General features: G+C 69.1%; 15 protein-coding genes. 12 read left to right on the top strand and 3 right to left on the bottom strand.

Annotation, left to right across the window (positions count from 1 at the left end; translation table 11 throughout):
• Nucleotides 1–217 precede the first annotated feature (217 nt).
• The 6 genes from ACFRAQ_RS31235 (at nucleotide 218) to ACFRAQ_RS31210 (ending at nucleotide 6,793) form a co-directional block, all read left to right on the top strand.
• A complete protein-coding gene (locus ACFRAQ_RS31235; RefSeq protein WP_379106013.1) occupies nucleotides 218–922 on the top strand; it encodes a hypothetical protein in 705 nt (234 codons plus the stop codon).
• Nucleotides 923–980: 58 nt separating this feature from the next.
• Nucleotides 981–1,589 (top strand): TetR/AcrR family transcriptional regulator, encoded by a 609-nt coding sequence (locus ACFRAQ_RS31230; RefSeq protein WP_379106011.1) that lies wholly within the window; start codon nucleotides 981–983, stop codon nucleotides 1,587–1,589.
• A 49-nt stretch (nucleotides 1,590–1,638) separates the two neighbouring features.
• Complete coding sequence (locus tag ACFRAQ_RS31225; protein ID WP_357089965.1) at nucleotides 1,639–2,790, top strand: acetyl-CoA C-acetyltransferase; 1,152 nt, start codon at nucleotides 1,639–1,641, stop codon at nucleotides 2,788–2,790.
• A gap of 131 nt (nucleotides 2,791–2,921) precedes the next feature.
• Complete coding sequence (locus ACFRAQ_RS31220; protein ID WP_379106009.1) at nucleotides 2,922–4,757, top strand: multicopper oxidase family protein; 1,836 nt, start codon at nucleotides 2,922–2,924, stop codon at nucleotides 4,755–4,757.
• Nucleotides 4,758–4,821: 64 nt separating this feature from the next.
• On the top strand, nucleotides 4,822–5,238 hold the full coding sequence (locus ACFRAQ_RS31215) for a hypothetical protein (RefSeq protein ID WP_379106007.1): 417 nt from the start codon (nucleotides 4,822–4,824) through the stop codon (nucleotides 5,236–5,238).
• 175 nt (nucleotides 5,239–5,413) lie between these two features.
• The gene (locus tag ACFRAQ_RS31210) at nucleotides 5,414–6,793 is read left to right on the top strand and encodes a uracil-xanthine permease family protein (RefSeq protein ID WP_379106003.1); all 1,380 of its coding nucleotides are present in this window, start codon (nucleotides 5,414–5,416) and stop codon (nucleotides 6,791–6,793) included.
• Here the strand turns inward: ACFRAQ_RS31210 and ACFRAQ_RS31205 are convergent.
• Nucleotides 6,782–7,645 (bottom strand): metallophosphoesterase, encoded by an 864-nt coding sequence (locus ACFRAQ_RS31205; protein WP_379106001.1) that lies wholly within the window; start codon nucleotides 7,643–7,645, stop codon nucleotides 6,782–6,784. The two genes, ACFRAQ_RS31210 and ACFRAQ_RS31205, sit on opposite strands and share 12 nt — an antisense overlap.
• A gap of 36 nt (nucleotides 7,646–7,681) precedes the next feature.
• Here ACFRAQ_RS31205 and ACFRAQ_RS31200 point away from each other — a divergent pair, with 36 nt between their 5' ends.
• Entirely contained in the window at nucleotides 7,682–8,521 is an 840-nt protein-coding gene (locus tag ACFRAQ_RS31200; protein WP_379105999.1) for an SDR family NAD(P)-dependent oxidoreductase, read from the top strand.
• Nucleotides 8,522–8,590: 69 nt separating this feature from the next.
• Here ACFRAQ_RS31200 and ACFRAQ_RS31195 read toward each other — a convergent pair whose 3' ends face one another.
• Nucleotides 8,591–9,505, bottom strand: coding sequence for an SDR family oxidoreductase (locus tag ACFRAQ_RS31195; protein WP_379105997.1), 915 nt, complete (start codon nucleotides 9,503–9,505; stop codon nucleotides 8,591–8,593).
• 30 nt (nucleotides 9,506–9,535) lie between these two features.
• On the bottom strand, nucleotides 9,536–10,330 hold the full coding sequence (locus ACFRAQ_RS31190) for an SDR family oxidoreductase (RefSeq protein ID WP_379105995.1): 795 nt from the start codon (nucleotides 10,328–10,330) through the stop codon (nucleotides 9,536–9,538).
• Nucleotides 10,331–10,380: 50 nt separating this feature from the next.
• On the opposite strand from ACFRAQ_RS31190, the gene ACFRAQ_RS31185 reads away from it, so the two are divergent.
• The 5 genes from ACFRAQ_RS31185 (at nucleotide 10,381) to ACFRAQ_RS31165 (ending at nucleotide 15,742) form a co-directional block, all read left to right on the top strand.
• Nucleotides 10,381–11,145 carry an enoyl-CoA hydratase family protein gene (locus tag ACFRAQ_RS31185; protein ID WP_379105993.1) on the top strand — a complete coding sequence of 255 codons (765 nt, stop codon included), beginning with the start codon at nucleotides 10,381–10,383 and terminating at the stop codon, nucleotides 11,143–11,145.
• Between the two features lie 15 nt (nucleotides 11,146–11,160).
• On the top strand, nucleotides 11,161–12,036 hold the full coding sequence (locus ACFRAQ_RS31180; protein WP_379106253.1) for a CoA transferase subunit A: 876 nt from the start codon (nucleotides 11,161–11,163) through the stop codon (nucleotides 12,034–12,036).
• Nucleotides 12,036–12,794: a CoA-transferase subunit beta gene (locus tag ACFRAQ_RS31175; protein WP_379105990.1), complete on the top strand. Its 759-nt coding sequence runs from the start codon at nucleotides 12,036–12,038 to the stop codon at nucleotides 12,792–12,794. Before ACFRAQ_RS31180 ends, ACFRAQ_RS31175 begins: the two co-directional genes overlap by 1 nt.
• A complete protein-coding gene (locus tag ACFRAQ_RS31170; RefSeq protein WP_357282770.1) occupies nucleotides 12,791–13,870 on the top strand; it encodes a nitronate monooxygenase in 1,080 nt (359 codons plus the stop codon). The genes ACFRAQ_RS31175 and ACFRAQ_RS31170 overlap by 4 nt, the downstream gene beginning before the upstream one ends.
• Before the next feature lie 546 nt (nucleotides 13,871–14,416).
• Nucleotides 14,417–15,742: a hypothetical protein gene (locus ACFRAQ_RS31165; RefSeq protein WP_379105988.1), complete on the top strand. Its 1,326-nt coding sequence runs from the start codon at nucleotides 14,417–14,419 to the stop codon at nucleotides 15,740–15,742.
• The last annotated feature ends 4 nt before the right edge of the window (nucleotides 15,743–15,746 follow it).

Genomic DNA, 15,746 nt, shown 5'->3' with positions numbered 1-15,746 from the left:
ACGGAGCGGGGGAGCGAAGCGGAGGAGCGGAGGAGGGAAGAATCGGGACCAGGGTCGCGAACCCGCCCGGAGCGCAGCGGAGGGCAAAAGAAAATCGCTGGCGCGCCGACCCTGTGGTTGTGCAATCCTGGTTTAGGCCGGTACCGCTAGTCGAAGGGCACGACCTATGGGTCCGGATCGCCGACAACAAGCACCTCCAGAACGAGCCCACGAGGAAATGGAACTCGAGCTGGTGCGCGAGGTCGTCTTGGCGCGCCGCAGGCTCGACAATGTCGTTCTGGCCGCACTGACTTTGGGTGCGGAATTACTCGACCACGACTCGGAGTGCGCCACCGCCATGCGAGCGGCGCAGATCCTCGAACAACACGCCGTGGACGAATCCGACGTGACGCGCGATCCGCGTGCCGCGTTGCGGCAGGACATGATTCGCGATCGCGATCGCGCCCGCCGCCTCGGTCTGTCCCGCGCCGCCGGGCATCTGGACACCGAAGCCGAACAACGCCGCCGAAAACGAACAGCCCTGCTGTGCGAGGTGCGGGCCGACCTGCTCGAGGTGGTCCGGACCTGCCGCCGTCTGCGCTACGACCATGTGGCCTTCGCCGACGGGATCGCGCAGGGATTGTGTGCCGCCACCGACAAATTGGTGGTCGGCGCGGATATGGAGACCTACCGCGCGTGGCAGCGCGGCATGGTGCTGAAGCTGATCGAGGAACCCGCGCGGGGAGGCGCCCCGCCGCGCGTCATGGCCACCGTGGACGCCGGCCCGGGCCGCGATCCGCTGACCGTCGAATGGGACAGCCCCGAGCGCCGATTGGCCCTGGTGGCGCGCATGGCCCGGGCGGGGATCTCGCCCATTGTCATCTGCGACCGTCTGCTGGCCGACCTGTCGGTGTCCTCACCCCTGCGCTTCTCGATGCGCTGAGGAGCGGTTACCGGGAGCACACCTGGACCAAGCAAATGCTTGGTTGTATATTGACGGGGTGACCCAACCAGACCCCTCCAAATCGGCACGTCGCACCGAGCTGCTCGGCCTCGCCGCGAACCTATTCGCGGAGCGTGGCCTGCGTGCCACCACGGTGCGCGACATTGCCGACGCGGCGGGGATTCTATCCGGGAGTCTGTACCACCACTTCGATTCCAAAGAAGCCATGGTGGACGAAATCCTGCGCGGGTTCCTCGACGACCTCTTCGGACGCTACCGCGAGATCGTGTCGGCCGGCGTGCCCGCGCGCGACACCCTCGAGGCCCTGGTCACCGCGTCCTACGAATCCTTCGACCGGTTCCACGCCGCCGTCGCCATCTACCAGGCCGAAGCCAAACGCCTCAGTGGCACTCCGCGATTCGACTACATCGCCGAATACAACAAGGAGTTCCGCGAGCTCTGGCACCAGGTGCTGACCGAGGGCGTCGCCGACGGCAGCTTCCGTCCGGAGATGGACATCGAGCTGGCCTACCGGTTCCTGCGCGACACCGTCTGGGTGTCGGTGCGCTGGTACCAGCCCGGCGGCCGGATCACCGTGGACAACCTCGCCAAGCAGTACCTGACCATCGTTCTCGACGGGCTCACCAGCCCCGACCAGCGCGCCTAGAGCAGTAGGAGTTTTCATGTCAGCACCGTCCCGCCGCCAGTACTCGCCGATGCGTGAGGCGTACGTGATCGACGCCGTGCGCACCCCGGTCGGCAAGCGGGGCGGCTCGCTGTCCGCCGTGCACCCGGCCGACCTGGGCGCCGCCGCCATCAAGGGCCTGCTCGAGCGCCACAACCTGGACCCGGCCGCCGTGGACGACGTGGTGTTCGGCTGCTGCGACACCATCGGCCCGCAGGCCGGCAATATCGCCCGCTCCTCGTGGCTGGCCGCCGGTTACCCCGAGTCGGTGCCGGGTGTGACCGTGGACCGCCAGTGCGGTTCCTCGCAGCAGGCCATCACCTTCGGCGCGCAGGCCATCATGTCCGGCACCGCCGAGGTGATCGTGGCGGGCGGCGTGCAGAACATGAGCGCCATCCCGATCTCCGCGGCCATGCTGGCCGGCCAGCAGTACGGCTTCGACTCGCCGTTCGTCGGCGCGCAGGGCTGGGACCACCGCTACGGCACCGGTGAAGTGTCGCAGTTCAATTCGGCCACCATGATCGCCGAGAAGTGGGACATCTCCCGCCAGGAGATGGAGGAGTGGGCGCTGCGCAGCCACGACCGCGCCCGCAAGGCCATCGTGGACGGCAAGTTCGACCGCGAGATCATCCCGGTCGGCGAGTTCTCGATCGACGAGTGCCCGCGCGAGACCACCCTGGAGAAGATGGCCGGCCTGCAGCCGCTCGCCGAAGGCAGCCGCATCACCGCCGCGCTGGCCAGCCAGATCTCCGACGGCTCCAGCGCCACCCTGCTCGCCTCGGAGTGGGCGGTGCAGGAGTACGGCCTGACCCCGCGCGCCCGCATCCACCACGTGAGCGCCCGCGGCGCGGACCCGATCTTCATGCTCACCGCGCCGATCCCGGCCACCCAGTGGGCCCTGGAGAAGACCGGCCTCACCATCCACGACATGGACGTCATCGAGATCAACGAGGCCTTCGCCTCGGTCGTCCTGGCCTGGATCAAGGAGACCGGCGCCGACCCGGACAAGGTGAACGTCAACGGTGGCGCCATCGCGCTGGGCCACCCGCTGGGCGCGACCGGCGCCAAGCTGTTCTCCACCCTGCTCAACGAGCTGGAGCGGGTGAACGGCCGCTACGGTCTGCTCACCATCTGTGAGGGTGGCGGCACCGCCAACGTCACCATCATCGAGCGCCTGGGCTAGTCCCGCTCGACCGTTTCGAAAGCCGCACACCGGATTACGGTGTGCGGCTTTCGGCATTGCGTGCCCGGCCCCTCGGTTATCGTCGAAGGCGGACCCGTCGACAGTCGGGCATTGTCCAGGGGCTGAGCTGGATGAACGAGAACCTGCCGCGACGGGGGTTCCTCTTGGGGGCCTTCGGAATCGCGGGCATGGGCTACCTGGCCTCGGCCGCGGCCGAACCGTCGCCCCTGCCGCCACCGCCGGTGCCGCTGCCGGCTCTTCCGGCGCCCCCGGTGACGCCGTTCAACTATCACTCGCCGCCGTTGCGGCCTTTCGTCGACGGGCTGCCCATCCCTGAAACACGCGCGGCGGCAGGAGAATTGGACGCGATATCGGGGACCCACCGCTACCACCGCGACCTCCCCGAAACCCGCAGCTGGGGCTTCGGGCGGCCGGTGCTCGGCCCGAACCTGGAGGCCGTACGGGATCGCTTGGCGTGCATCAGGTTTCGCAATCGGCTGGGCGAGCACGTGCTGGCTGCGCACGTGGACACCACCATGCACGGCGTGACCGAGGCGGATCGCACCGATCCGCGCTTCACCGTGCATCTGCACGGTGGCGCGAATTCTCCGGGCGCCGACGGGCATCCGCTGATCGGCTGGCGCAATGGCGACGGGCCGACCTTCACCTACGGCAATCGGCAGGAGGCGGCCACCCTCTGGTATCACGACCACGCCATGGGTATCACCAGATTGAACATCCAGGCCGGACTGGCCGGAATGTATTACCTGCGCGACGAATTCGACACCGGCCGCGACGACAATCCGCTCGGCCTGCCCAGCGGTGAATTCGAGATCCCGCTCATCGTGCAGGACCGCACCTTCAATGCCGACGGCAGCCTGCAACCCATGGTGGCCACCTATATTCCGCAGGGCTACAACCAATCCGGGCAGCTCGGCGACGTGTGCTGCGTGAACGGCTCGGCGTGGCCGCGGCTGGAGGTCCGCCGCACCGTCTACCGGTTTCGGCTGCTCAACGGATCCAATTCACGGCCCTACATCTTCGAGTTCTCCAATGCCCAGCCGTTCTTCGTCATCGGCGGTGACCTGGGGCTGCTCGACGCGCCGGTGACCGCGCCGGGGGTGCGGGTGAGCCCGGGGGAGCGGGTGGACCTGCTCGTCGACTTCCGGGGGATTCGGGACGGGGAGCACGTCGACCTGATCAACACCGCCCTCAACGATTTCGGCAATACCGTGTTCATGGCCCCCGAGTTGCGGTCGATCATGCGCTTCACGGGCGCGGGCGACGGGCCGGCCGCCGACATCCCGCCGATGTTGCGCGGCGGTCCGGGTCTCCCCGATCCGCTGGAACCGATCCACCGGCCGGACGCGGTGCGCACGGTGACCCTGATGGGCCTCAACGACGATTCCCGGCCGGTGTCCTTCTCGACCATGATGGCGCTGAACAACCTGGCCTTCCTGAGCTCGGACATCGATCTGGCGCGGGCCGGGACCACCGAGCGGTGGGACATCGTCAACACCACGCCCTTCGACCACCCCATCCACCTGCACCTGGCCCGGCTGCGGGTGATCGGCCGCCAGCCCATCCTGACCTCCGCCTACATCGCCGCCAACTACCCGCCCAGGTTCGGCACCCGCTGGGCGCCATCGGCCGACGCCTTCGCCCTGGGGCCCGAACAAGGCCCGCCGCCTTGGGAAGTCGGCTGGAAGGACACCGTCGAGTGTCCGACCGACACCATCACCCGGGTGCTGGTGCGGTGGCCGTCGGTGGCGGAACTCGGGTTCGATCCGGATGCCGTCATCCCGGGGCCGCCGGGCGCGGAGGTGGTGGCGCCGCACGCGGACGCGGACATGACCATGCCCGCCGGGATGGCGGAGGCCGCGGAGGTGCGCGGCTATGTCTGGCACTGCCACAACCTCGATCACGCCGATCACGACATGATGCAGCGGATTCGCGTGCTGCCCTGACGGCCGAGTGCGCGAAGTTCTCGATGCCGCACGGCATCTCATCGATCCCTCCTAGGCTTTCCCCATGCCGAATTCGGTGGATGCTCGGTTCGAGGAGGTGGCGCGCCTGGCCCGGCGCGTCCAGGACGCCGTCGAGCGGGTCCGCGCCCGCGCCGCGGTGGGCGGCGTGCGCGTCGAGGTGGCGTTCGACGGCCGGATCACCACCCTGGTGTTACCGGATTCCGGTATGGCACAGTCGGTTACGCGGGCACACGAGCGCGCGTACGCGCGAGCGCGGGAGCGGGTCGCCGCACTGCGCCGCGAGTTCACCGCCGATCCGGCCGTGGCCGCGGCCCTGCGCCGATGGCTACCCGCCGCCGTGGAGCCGTCGAATATCTGTGTCTCACAGAATATTTCCGGATCCGGCTCGGCGGAGGCTCCGAATCCGTACGCGCTGCCCGTCGACATCGGGCGGCGCTACGGCGTGGACCCGCGACGGTGAAGGTTGCGGGGCATTGTCTCCGGAGCGGGTCCAGGCCGTGAATCCGGGCATTGGTGATCTTGAAGCCCACGTGCCCGGCATCGGCCCCGGCCGCGTGGGGTTGTGAACTGGAAGTTTGCTCGGATTATGATGGCCGCGGACGCATTTCGGACCTTCGGGAGAAAGCGGGCAGTTCATGGATTTGGGTGTCCGCTGGACGGTGCACGGCGACGGTCGCACGCCCGCACCGGGAGCCGTAGTACGGCCCGATGAGCGGCTGTCCTGGCCGCGCACCTTCGGCCTCGGCGCGCAGCACGTGGTGGCCATGTTCGGCGCGAGCTTCGTCGCGCCGGTCCTGATGGGCCTGGATCCCAACCTCGCCATCATGATGTCGGGCGTCGCGACCGCCCTGTTCCTGCTGGCCACTCGCGGCCGGGTGCCCAGCTATCTGGGCTGCTCACTGTCGTTCGTCGGCGTGGCCGCGGTGATCCGGGCGCAGGGCGGCAGTAGCGCCACGGTTACCGGGGCCTGCCTGGTGGTGGGGGCCGCGCTGTTCCTGATCGGCCTGGCCGTGCAGCGCTTCGGCGCGCGCGTCATCCACGCCGCCATGCCGCCGGTGGTGACCGGCGCGGTGGTCATGCTGATCGGCTTCAACCTGGCCCCGGTGACCGCCGCGACCTACTGGCCGCAGGACCAGTGGACCGCGCTGCTGGTCATGCTGTTCACCGGGCTGGCGGTGGTGGCGCTGCGCGGCTTCTTCGCGCGCATCGCCATCTTCCTCGGCCTGGTGTTCGGGTACGGGCTGTCCTGGCTGCTGGACCGGGTGTTCGGGCGGATCCACTCCGCCGACGGCAGCGGCAAGGTCACCGACCACTGGCGGCTCGATCTTTCCGGTGTGGCCCAGGCGGATTGGATCGGACTGCCCAGCTTTCATGCCCCGGCCTTCCAGTGGTCGGCGGTCCTGGTGGCACTGCCCGTGGTGATCGCGCTGGTCGCCGAGAACGCCGGCCACGTGAAGGCGGTCGGCGAGATGACCGGCCGCGACCTCGACGACAAACTCGGCACCGCCATCGCCGCGGACGGCGCGGCCTCCATGCTGTCCACCGCGGTCGGCGGCCCGCCCAACACCACCTACTCCGAGAACATCGGGGTCATGGCTGCCACCCGGGTGTACTCCACGGCCGCGTACTGGGCCGCCGCGTTCTTCGCCCTGCTGTTCGGCCTGTGCCCCAAGTTCGGGGCCATCGTCGCGGCCATCCCCGGCGGTGTGCTGGGCGGGATCACCGTCATCCTCTACGGCATGATCGGCCTGCTCGGCGCGCAGATCTGGACCAATGCCCGGGTCGATCTGCGCAATCCGCTGAACCTGGTCCCGGCCGCGGCGGGCCTGATCATCGGCATCGGCAATGTGAGCATGAAGTTCACCGACACCTTCACCCTGAGCGGGATCGCACTGGGCACGCTGGTCGTCATCACCGGCTATCACGTCCTGCGCGTGCTCGCGCCCGCGCATTTCAAGGGGGAGGAGCCGCTGCTGGACGAGGGCACCTCCTCCTACGACGAATCAGGCGGGTAGCGAACGGGGTTCGGCCGTGTCCGCCCCGGCATAGGGGAGTTGCAGGACATACCAGGTGTGGTCGGTCGAATACTCCAGGTACTGCGAGGCGTCCGGATCGCAGGCCAGGCCCTCCACCCGGGTCCAGTCGCCGTCACCGGCGGCGATGGTGTCGGTGTAGCGGACGTGCAGGTGGCCGTGGAAGAGCAGGTCCGGCCGCAGGGTGCGCACCACGGTCTGGATGCGGTCCTGGTTCGGATAGCACTCGGGCTTGTCCTTGCGGTTCCACTTCGGTCGCGAGGCACGGGGTTTGTCGTGGGTGAGCAGCACGTCCACCGGCGAGCTGTCGGCCGCGAGCAGCTCGGACAGCTCGTCGTCGGTCATCTCCTCCTCCGGAAACCACAGCGTGCCCGCAGTATCCGGGCGTTTCGAGGAACCGTAGCGGCGGCGCTTGTCGAGCTGGGCGGCCTTGCGCTCCTCCCAGGCCAGGCGGCGGCCCTTGTCGGTGGAGCGGGCCCCGCCGAACGCGGCGAAGGTGGTGCCCTCCCAGGTCCAGCGGTGTCCGCGGGGCGCGTACCTCAGGTGCTTGCGGCAGATCAGGAAGCCCTCGTCGTCGCGCTGCTCGTCGTAGAGCTCGTGCAGCAGCGAGGTCTTGTCGTGGTTGCCGTCGAGGAAGTACACGGTGATCCCGGCTTTCTTGGCCGCCTTGTTCACCACGTCGAAGTACCGCCGCCCGGCGGGCGTGTGTTCCCAGGCGCCGAAGTCGCCGACCGCGAACAGCTTCGCGCAGTCACGGTGTGCCGCGACCCGCACCAGCTTCAGCGCGTGCTCGGTGTTCCCGTGCAGGTCTCCGACAATCAGGACGTTCCCCATCGCCACATGGTGGCACGACGGAATTAGGCTGACCACATGAATTCTGTGTTGGTCACCGGAGCGGCCCGCGGTATCGGAAAAGCCATCTGCCTGCGGATGGCGCAGCGCGGCTGGCAGGTCTACGCGGGCGTCCGCAAGCTCTCCGACGGCGAGGCCCTGACCGCCGCGAATCCCGCCATCACCCCGATCGTCCTGGATGTCACCGACCCCGACCAGATCGCGGCCCTCGACGCGGTGCTGCCCGCCGACCTCACCGCCGTGGTCAACAATGCGGGCGTCGTCGTCGACGGCCCGGTGGAGCTGCTCACCCAGGAGGAGCTCCGAAACCAGTTCGAGGTCAATGTCTTCGGCGCGGTCGCCGTCACCCAGGCCGTCCTCCCGCGCCTGCGCGCCACCCGGGGCCGGGTGGTCTTCATCTCCTCGCTGTCCGGCCGCATCTCCACCCCCGGCACCGGTGCCTACAACGCGTCCAAATTCGCGCTCGAGGGCCTGGTCGACGCCCTGCGAATGGAACTGCGCCCCTGGGGAATCCGCACCTCGCTGATCGAGCCCGGCCCGATCGCCACCGACCTCTGGTTCGGCGCGACGGATATGGTCGACTCCACCACCGCCCACCTCACCGATGACCAGCGCACCCTCTACGCCGCCCACCTGGCGGGCCTGCGCCGGATGTCCCAGCAGGTCCCCAAGATCGCCGCCCCCGTCGAGTCGGTGGTCAAGGAGGTCGAAAAGGCGCTCACCGCGAAGCGACCGAGCGCCCGCTACATCCCCGGCCTCGCCGGAAAGGTCCAGGTGGTCGCCACCACCCTGACCCCCACCCCGGTGCTGGACGCCCTCTTCGCCCTGGTCGCGGGCATCAGCAAGAAGGAGAAGTAGTCCGAAACGCGAACCGCCGGTACCCATCGAGACGGGTACCGGCGGTCGAAGCGCTTCGGGCGGTGCGTATTACGCGCCGTAGACCGGCTCCGGGGCGACGGCCTTGGCGAGCAGGTCGTTCACGACCGGGCCCAGGTCGGCCGGGTTCCAGCGGGCACCGCGATCGACGGAGACGCCGTGACGGTGGCCGTCCATGACGGTGACCTTGCCGGCCTCTACCTCGAACATACGTCCGGTGACGGCGGCGGACTCGGCGCTACCCAGCCAAACCACCAGGGGGGAGACGTTTTCCGGGGCCATGGCGTCGAAGCCGCCGTCCTCGGGGGCCGCCATGGTCTCGGCGAACACGGTCTCGGTCATGCGGGTGCGCGCTGCCGGGGCGATGGCGTTCACGGTAATGCCGTAGCGACCCATTTCGGCAGCGGCGGTAATGGTCAGGCCCGCGATACCGGCCTTGGCGGCGGAGTAGTTGCCCTGACCGACCGAACCGAGCAGCCCCGCGCCCGAGCTGGTGTTGATGACGCGCGCCTGGGGCTGACGGCCCGCCTTGGACTCGTTGCGCCAGTATTCGGCGGCGTGACGCATCGGGGCGAAGTGGCCCTTGAGATGCACCTTGATGACCGCGTCCCACTCGTCCTCGCCGAGGTTGACCAGCATCCGGTCGCGGACGATACCGGCGTTGTTCACCAGAACGTCCAGACCGCCGAAGGTCTCGATGGCGGTGGCGACCAGACGACGCGCACCCTCCCAATCGGAGACATCGTCACCGTTCACCACGGCTTCGCCGCCCGCGGCACGAATCTCCTCGACCACCTTCGCGGCACCGGAGTCCGGCTTGGGTGTGCCGTCGAGCTCGGCACCCAGGTCGTTCACCACGACCTTGGCGCCGGCGGCGGCGAAAGCCAGCGCGTGCGCGCGGCCGATGCCCTGACCCGCACCGGTCACGATGACGACGCGGCCGTCGCAGATCTTCTTGTCCGTCATATCGATTACCTCTTCGTGTGTTCGGTCGGTCTAGTGGCCCGAGACGGCGGGGACGTCCGCGGTGGAGGCTTCCAGGAAGGCGGGCTTCTCGCCGCCGCCGTGCACCAGCAGCGCGCTGCCGGTGACATAGGCCGCGAGCGGGGAGGCCAGGAAGGCGGCGGTGCGGCCGATGTCCTCGGGGGTGGCCATGCGGCCCATGGGCACCGTGGCGCTGACCGAGGCGATGCCGTCCTCGTCGCCGTAGTGCAGGTGCGAGGACTCGGTGTTGACCAGGCCGCAGATGACGGAGTTCATCCGGACCTTGGGCGCCCACTCCACCGCGAGCGACGAAACCAGGCTGTCCACACCGGCTTTGGCGGCGCCGTAGGCTGCGGTGCCCGGCGAGGGCCGGTGCCCGGAGACGCTGGAGATCATCACGATCGAGCCGCCGGTGTCCTGCTTCTGCATGACCTCGTTGGCGATCTGCGAAACCAGCAGCGGCGCGAGCAGATTCAGCTGCACGATCTTCGAGTGGAAGTTGGCGCTGGCGTCCGCGGCCAGGGCGAACGGCGCGCCGCCGGCATTGTTCACGACGGTGTCCAGACGCCCGTACTTCTCGACGATCGTCTCGACGAGCCCGCGCACCGAATCCACATCGCGCACGTCGCACGGCAGGAAGTCGATGGTGCGGCCATTGCTCTCGACGGGGGTGTCGCCGGGCCGTCGCGCGCAGGCCACCACGGTCGCGCCCGCGTCCAGGAACACCCGGCTGATGCCGGCGCCGACGCCGCGCACGCCGCCGGTGACCAAGACGACCGAGCCGGACAGGTTTACTTCGATTCCCACCGTGCTAACCTACCAAGCACTTGCTTGTTTTGCCAACGATGGGACTCGCGATGGGGATCAACCGTCACACCGAAACCGAGGGCGTCGAAGTCGTCACTGTCGACTACGCCCCGGTCAACGCTCTGCCTTCCGACGGCTGGTTCGCCCTGGCCGACGCCGTCACCCAGGCCGGTAAGAACCCGGAGACCCGGGTCGTGGTGCTGCGCGCCGAGGGCCGCGGCTTCAACGCCGGCGTGGACATCAAGGAGATGAACGCCGACACCGGCCACACCGCCCTGATCCGCGCGAACCACGGCTGCTTCGCCGCGTTCGCCGCGATCTACGACTGTGAGGTCCCGGTCGTCACCGCCGTGAACGGCTTCTGCCTGGGCGGCGGCATCGGCCTGGTCGGAAACTCCGACGTCATCGTCGCCTCCGACGACGCGACCTTCGGCCTCCCCGAGGTCGACCGCGGCGCGCTCGGTGCGGCCACCCACCTGGCCCGACTGGTCCCCCAGCACCTGATGCGGACCATGTTCTACACCGCGGGCACCCTGACCGCGCAGCAGCTGCACCACTACGGCTCGGTCTTCAAGGTGGTGCCGCGCGCCGAACTGGACGCCGCCGCCATGGAGGTCGCCAAGAACATCGCCAACAAGGACGGCCGCGTGATCCGCGCCGCCAAGAAGGCGCTCAACGGCATCGACGTGCAGGACGTGCACCGCTCCTACCGCTTCGAGCAGGGCTTCACCATGGAGCTGAACCTCGCCGGTGTGGCCGACGAGATCCGGGCGCGCTTCGACGACGACCTGGCCGCTCAGAAAAAAGCAAAGTAGAAGGGGCGAATGACTATGCGCGACAAGCGAATGAGCCTCGACGAGGTCGTCGGTGAGCTCCGCAGCGGCATGACCATCGGCATCGGCGGCTGGGGTTCCCGGCGCAAGCCGATGGCGTTCGTGCGCGCCATCCTGCGTTCGGACATCAAGGATCTGACCGTCGTCACCTACGGCGGCCCGGACCTGGGCCTGCTGTGCTCGGCGGGCAAGGTGAAGAAGGCGTACTACGGCTTCGTGTCCCTGGACTCCGCGCCGTTCTACGACCCGTGGTTCGCCAAGGCCCGCACCGAGGGTGCGATCACCGTGCGCGAGATGGACGAGGGCATGGTCAAGTGCGGTCTCCAGGCCGCCGGTGCCCGCCTGCCGTTCCTGCCGATCCGCGCCGGATTGGGTTCGGCCGTGGTCGATTTCTGGGAGGGCGAGCTGAAGACTGTTCAGTCGCCTTACGAGACCGACGGCAAGACCGAGACCCTCATCGCCATGCCCGCGCTGAACCTCGACGCCGCGTTCATGCACCTGGACCTGGGTGACAAGCACGGCAATGCCGCCTACACCGGCATCGACCCGTACATGGACGACCTGTACGCCCTCGCCGCCGAGAAGCGCTACCTCTCGGTCGATCGTCTGGTCGAGACCGACGAACTGGTGAAAGCCGTTCCGCTCCAGTCGCTCATCCTCAACCGCCTGATGGTCGACGGTGTGGTCGAGGCCCCCGGCGGCGCGCACTTCACTTTCTCCGGCAGCTACGGCCGCGACGAGAAGTTCCAGCGCCACTATGTCGAGGCAGCCAAGACCCCCGAGTCGTGGGCCGAGTTCAAGGCCCGCTACCTGGACGTGTCCGAGGCCGAATACCAGGATGCCGTCAAGGCTTTCGCCGAGGAGCAGAAGTAATGAGCGACACCACCACCATCACGCGGGCCGAGGTCTGTGTCGTCGCGTCCGCCGAGATCTTCCGGGGCGCGGGCGAGATCGTGGCCTCCCCGATGTCCACCGTCACCACCATCGGCGCGCGGCTGGCGCGGCTCACCTTCGAGCCCGACCTGGTGCTCTCCGACGGTGAGGCGCGGCTGTTCGCCGAGGTCCCGCCGATCGGCGGCCAGGCTCCGCTCGAGGGCTGGTTCCCGTTCTCCAAGGTGTTCGACGTGGTGCAGTCCGGTCGCCGCCATGTGGTTATGGGCGCGAACCAGATCGACCGCTTCGGCAACCAGAACCTCTCGGCCTTCGGCCCGTTGCAGCAGCCGACCCGCCAGATGTTCGGTGTGCGCGGCGCGCCGGGCAACACCATCAACCACGCCACCAGCTACTTCGTGCCCAAGCACAACAAGCGGGTGTTCGTGGACCAGGTCGACATCGTCTCCGGCATCGGCTACGACAAGATCGATCCCGAGAACCCGGCCTACCGGTTCCACCACCTGCACCGGGTGGTCTCGAACCTGGGCGTGTTCGACTTCGGCGGCCCGGACCACACCCTGCGCGCGCTGTCGCTGCACCCCGGTGTGACCGCGGACGAGGTCGCGGAGAACACTTCCTTCGAGGTCGCGGGTCTGGCCGAGGCGGGCGAGACCCGGCTGCCGACCGAGGAAGAGCTCACCATCATCCGGACCGTGCTGGACCCGAAGGGTTTCCGCGAGAAGGAAGTGACGGCATGACCGCCCAGCGTTTGAAGACGCCGCTGACCGAACTGGTCGGCATCGAGCACCCGGTCGTGCAGACCGGTATGGGCTGGGTCGCCGGACCCGGTCTGGTCGCGGCCACCGCCAACGCGGGCGGCCTCGGCATCCTGGCCTCGGCCACCATGGACCTCGACGAGCTCGAGGTGGCCATCGCCAAGACCAAGGCCAAGACCGACAAGCCCTTCGGCGTGAACATCCGCGCCGACCTGTCGGACGCCCCGGACCGCATCGACATGATGATCCGCGACGGCGTGAAGGTGGCCTCGTTCGCGCTGGCTCCCAAGAAGGAGCTGATCGCGAAGCTGAAGGACAACGGCGTCGTCGTGATGCCGTCCATCGGCGCGGCGAAGCACGCGGTGAAGGTCGCCTCCTGGGGTGCGGACGCGGTGATCGTGCAGGGCGGCGAGGGCGGTGGCCACACCGGTTCCGTCGCGACCACCCTGCTGCTGCCGTCCGTCCTGGACGCCGTCGACATCCCGGTGGTCGCCGGTGGCGGCTTCTTCGACGGCCGCGGCCTGGCCGCCGCGCTGTCCTACGGCGCGGCCGGTGTCGCCATGGGCACCCGTTTCCTGCTGACCCAGGACTCCAGCGTGCCGGATTCGGTGAAGCAGGAGTACCTCAAGCGCGGTCTGCAGGACACCGTGGTCTCGCTCAAGGTCGACGGCATGCCGCACCGCGTGCTCAAGACCGAGCTGGTCGAGAAGCTCGAGCACTCGGGCAACATCCGTGGCCTGTACGCCGCGCTGGTCAACGCCGCCAAGTTCAAGTCGATGACCGGCATGAAGTGGACGACGCTGGCCAAGGAGGGCCTCAACACCCGCAAGCACAAGGATCTCACCTGGTCGCAGGTCATCATGGGCGCGAACACCGCCATGTACCTGAAGGCCGGTCTGGTGGAGGGCAACACCGAAGCCGGTGTGCTCGCCTCGGGTCAGGTCGCGGGCATCATCGAGGATCTGCCGAGCGTGGCGGACCTGATGGACAGCATCATCACCGAGGCCGTCGAGCGCATCGACAGCCTCAACAAGTACCGCGTCACGACTTCGGCCTGACGCCCCCGACGTGCGCGGCCACCACAGCCCGGCCGCGCACTCCGGATCCGCACACCATCGGATCCATTGCGCGCCGCATGTCCGGCGCACCGAGCCGCTCCCGGAACCTCTCGCCCGGGGGCGGCTTCGCGCGTTAGGGGGTCCGGCGATCGGCGTTTCGATGGTTGCTGCGATCTGTCTGAATTGTCGGCAATCTGAACGGCGGTGAAACCTCTCGGTCGCCAGGATTCGGCGGTGAGGTGTGGGGGTGGGGCACCGGTTCGGGTCAATTGGCCTGGGGCGCTTGGTGATATTGGCTACGCGGGGGTATGCGCAGGCGTACGGTTTGTGAGCACCCCTAATGCGATCGGGACTTGTGCGGAATCAGGTAGCGACCGGTACGATGGCCGCGTTCCGCAACAGTCCGGCAATCGGGGCGACAGTGTGAGCTCGAAACCTGTCCCGAACCGACTGTCGCGGATCGGGATTCCGCACCCCTGGTGCGGAGAGAAGCCAAGTGCGCGGTATCGATGAGGGGATGGCTGTCGCATGATCGTGGATCGTGCAATGCGACTGGTGGCAGTGATAGCGGCTGTCACCGGTTCGGCACTGCTCGGGCCCGCTGCCGCTGACGCGCAGCCGGGCATCCCACTCGACCCCGCACCCGCCGGGCAGGATCCGGCGCAGCCCCGGTCCGCCGCCCCGCAGTCGCTGCCCGGGGCTCCGCAGTCGCAAGCCGTGGCCGTGCCCGCCGCCCCGGTGGCCGGGCCCCAGGATCTGCTCTCCATTCTGCTCGGCCTCGGTACCGGCTCGGCCGGACTGGGCGTCGGCTCGGCCGCGGTCGGCTCCGCGGGCCTGGGCGCCGTGCTGGGCGGCACCGGTTCGGCGGCGCTCGGTAGCGGTTCGGCCGTAACCGGTTCCGCCGGAGCGGGATTGGGTTCCACCGTGGCGGGCACCGGTTCCGCGGGCGCCGCCACCGGCTCGGCTGTGCTGGGCACCGGATCCGCCGCCGTCGGTTCGGCCGGACTGGGCACCGGATTGGCGCTGGGCCTCGGCTCGGCGGGCGTCGGCTCGGCGGGCGTCGGCACCGGCTCCGCGCTGCTGGCGCTACTGCTCGGCACCGGCTCGGCCGCAACGGGTTCCGCCGCGGTCGGTTCCGCGGTCGTCGGCTCGGCCGGATTGGCCGCCCTGTGCACCGGTTCCGCGGCCGTCGGTTCCGCCGGAATCGGTTCTGCCGGAGTGGGTTCCGCGCTCGCCGGTTCGGCCGGGCTGGGCGCCGGCCTCGGCGCGGGTGCGGGTTCGGCCGGCATGGGTTCGGCGGCCGGTTCGGCCGGCGCGGGCTCCGGGGTGGGTTCGGCGGCCGGCGGTTCGTCCGGTGCCGGTTCCGCTGCCCTCGGTTCTGCCAGTGTCGGAGGCCTCGGAGCGGGTTCGGCCGAGCTCGGTTCGGCGGCCATCGGTTCCGCGGCCCTGGGTTCGGCGGGCTTCGGTTCCGCCGCCATCTGCGCCTCACCGCTGCTGCTGTTGCTGATTCCGCCGCCCGCCGCGCCCGCGGCGCCGCCGGTGCCGCTGGAGATTCCGCAGCCGCCGGCGGTCCCGGCGCTGCCCGCGGTGGTGGCCCCGGTGGCCGCGCTGCCCGAGCCCGAAGCCGCGCCGGCCGCACCCGCGCCGCCCGCGCCGAAGCCCGCTCCCGTTCTGGCGCAACCGGATCCGGATGTGAAGCCGACCTCGCACAATTCGCCGCTGCCGCCGTGGAAGCCGCTGTCGGTGATCGGCGGCGTGATCGCCATGGCGCTGGCTGGCGCCGGGTCGGGTGCGGTCAGTTTCCAGAGCGCGTCCGCGGCGCAGGGCCGGGTCGACGCCGCGCGTGCGGCATTCTTCGGACCGAGGGCATGAGGGG

Source organism: Nocardia sp. NPDC056611 (assembly GCF_042792755.1).
In the GTDB taxonomy this organism is placed as follows: Bacteria; Actinomycetota; Actinomycetes; order Mycobacteriales; family Mycobacteriaceae; genus Nocardia.
This window is presented reverse-complemented; position numbering and strand designations above follow the sequence as displayed.

Bases quoted from the DNA above. Each gene is read 5' to 3' on its own strand.
- ACFRAQ_RS31235 (WP_379106013.1), top strand. From the start codon at position 218: ATGGAACTCGAGCTGGTGCGCGAGGTCGTCTTGGCGCGCCGCAGGCTC.
- ACFRAQ_RS31165 (WP_379105988.1), top strand. From the start codon at position 14,417: ATGCGACTGGTGGCAGTGATAGCGGCTGTCACCGGTTCGGCACTGCTC.
- ACFRAQ_RS31225 (WP_357089965.1), top strand. From the start codon at position 1,639: ATGCGTGAGGCGTACGTGATCGACGCCGTGCGCACCCCGGTCGGCAAG.
- ACFRAQ_RS31205 (WP_379106001.1), bottom strand. From the start codon at position 7,645: ATGGGGAACGTCCTGATTGTCGGAGACCTGCACGGGAACACCGAGCAC.
- ACFRAQ_RS31195 (WP_379105997.1), bottom strand. From the start codon at position 9,505: ATGACGGACAAGAAGATCTGCGACGGCCGCGTCGTCATCGTGACCGGT.
- ACFRAQ_RS31170 (WP_357282770.1), top strand. From the start codon at position 12,791: ATGACCGCCCAGCGTTTGAAGACGCCGCTGACCGAACTGGTCGGCATC.
- ACFRAQ_RS31180 (WP_379106253.1), top strand. From the start codon at position 11,161: ATGCGCGACAAGCGAATGAGCCTCGACGAGGTCGTCGGTGAGCTCCGC.
- ACFRAQ_RS31220 (WP_379106009.1), top strand. From the start codon at position 2,922: ATGAACGAGAACCTGCCGCGACGGGGGTTCCTCTTGGGGGCCTTCGGA.
- ACFRAQ_RS31210 (WP_379106003.1), top strand. From the start codon at position 5,414: ATGGATTTGGGTGTCCGCTGGACGGTGCACGGCGACGGTCGCACGCCC.
- ACFRAQ_RS31200 (WP_379105999.1), top strand. From the start codon at position 7,682: ATGAATTCTGTGTTGGTCACCGGAGCGGCCCGCGGTATCGGAAAAGCC.
- ACFRAQ_RS31175 (WP_379105990.1), top strand. From the start codon at position 12,036: ATGAGCGACACCACCACCATCACGCGGGCCGAGGTCTGTGTCGTCGCG.
- ACFRAQ_RS31185 (WP_379105993.1), top strand. From the start codon at position 10,381: ATGGGGATCAACCGTCACACCGAAACCGAGGGCGTCGAAGTCGTCACT.
- ACFRAQ_RS31215 (WP_379106007.1), top strand. From the start codon at position 4,822: ATGCCGAATTCGGTGGATGCTCGGTTCGAGGAGGTGGCGCGCCTGGCC.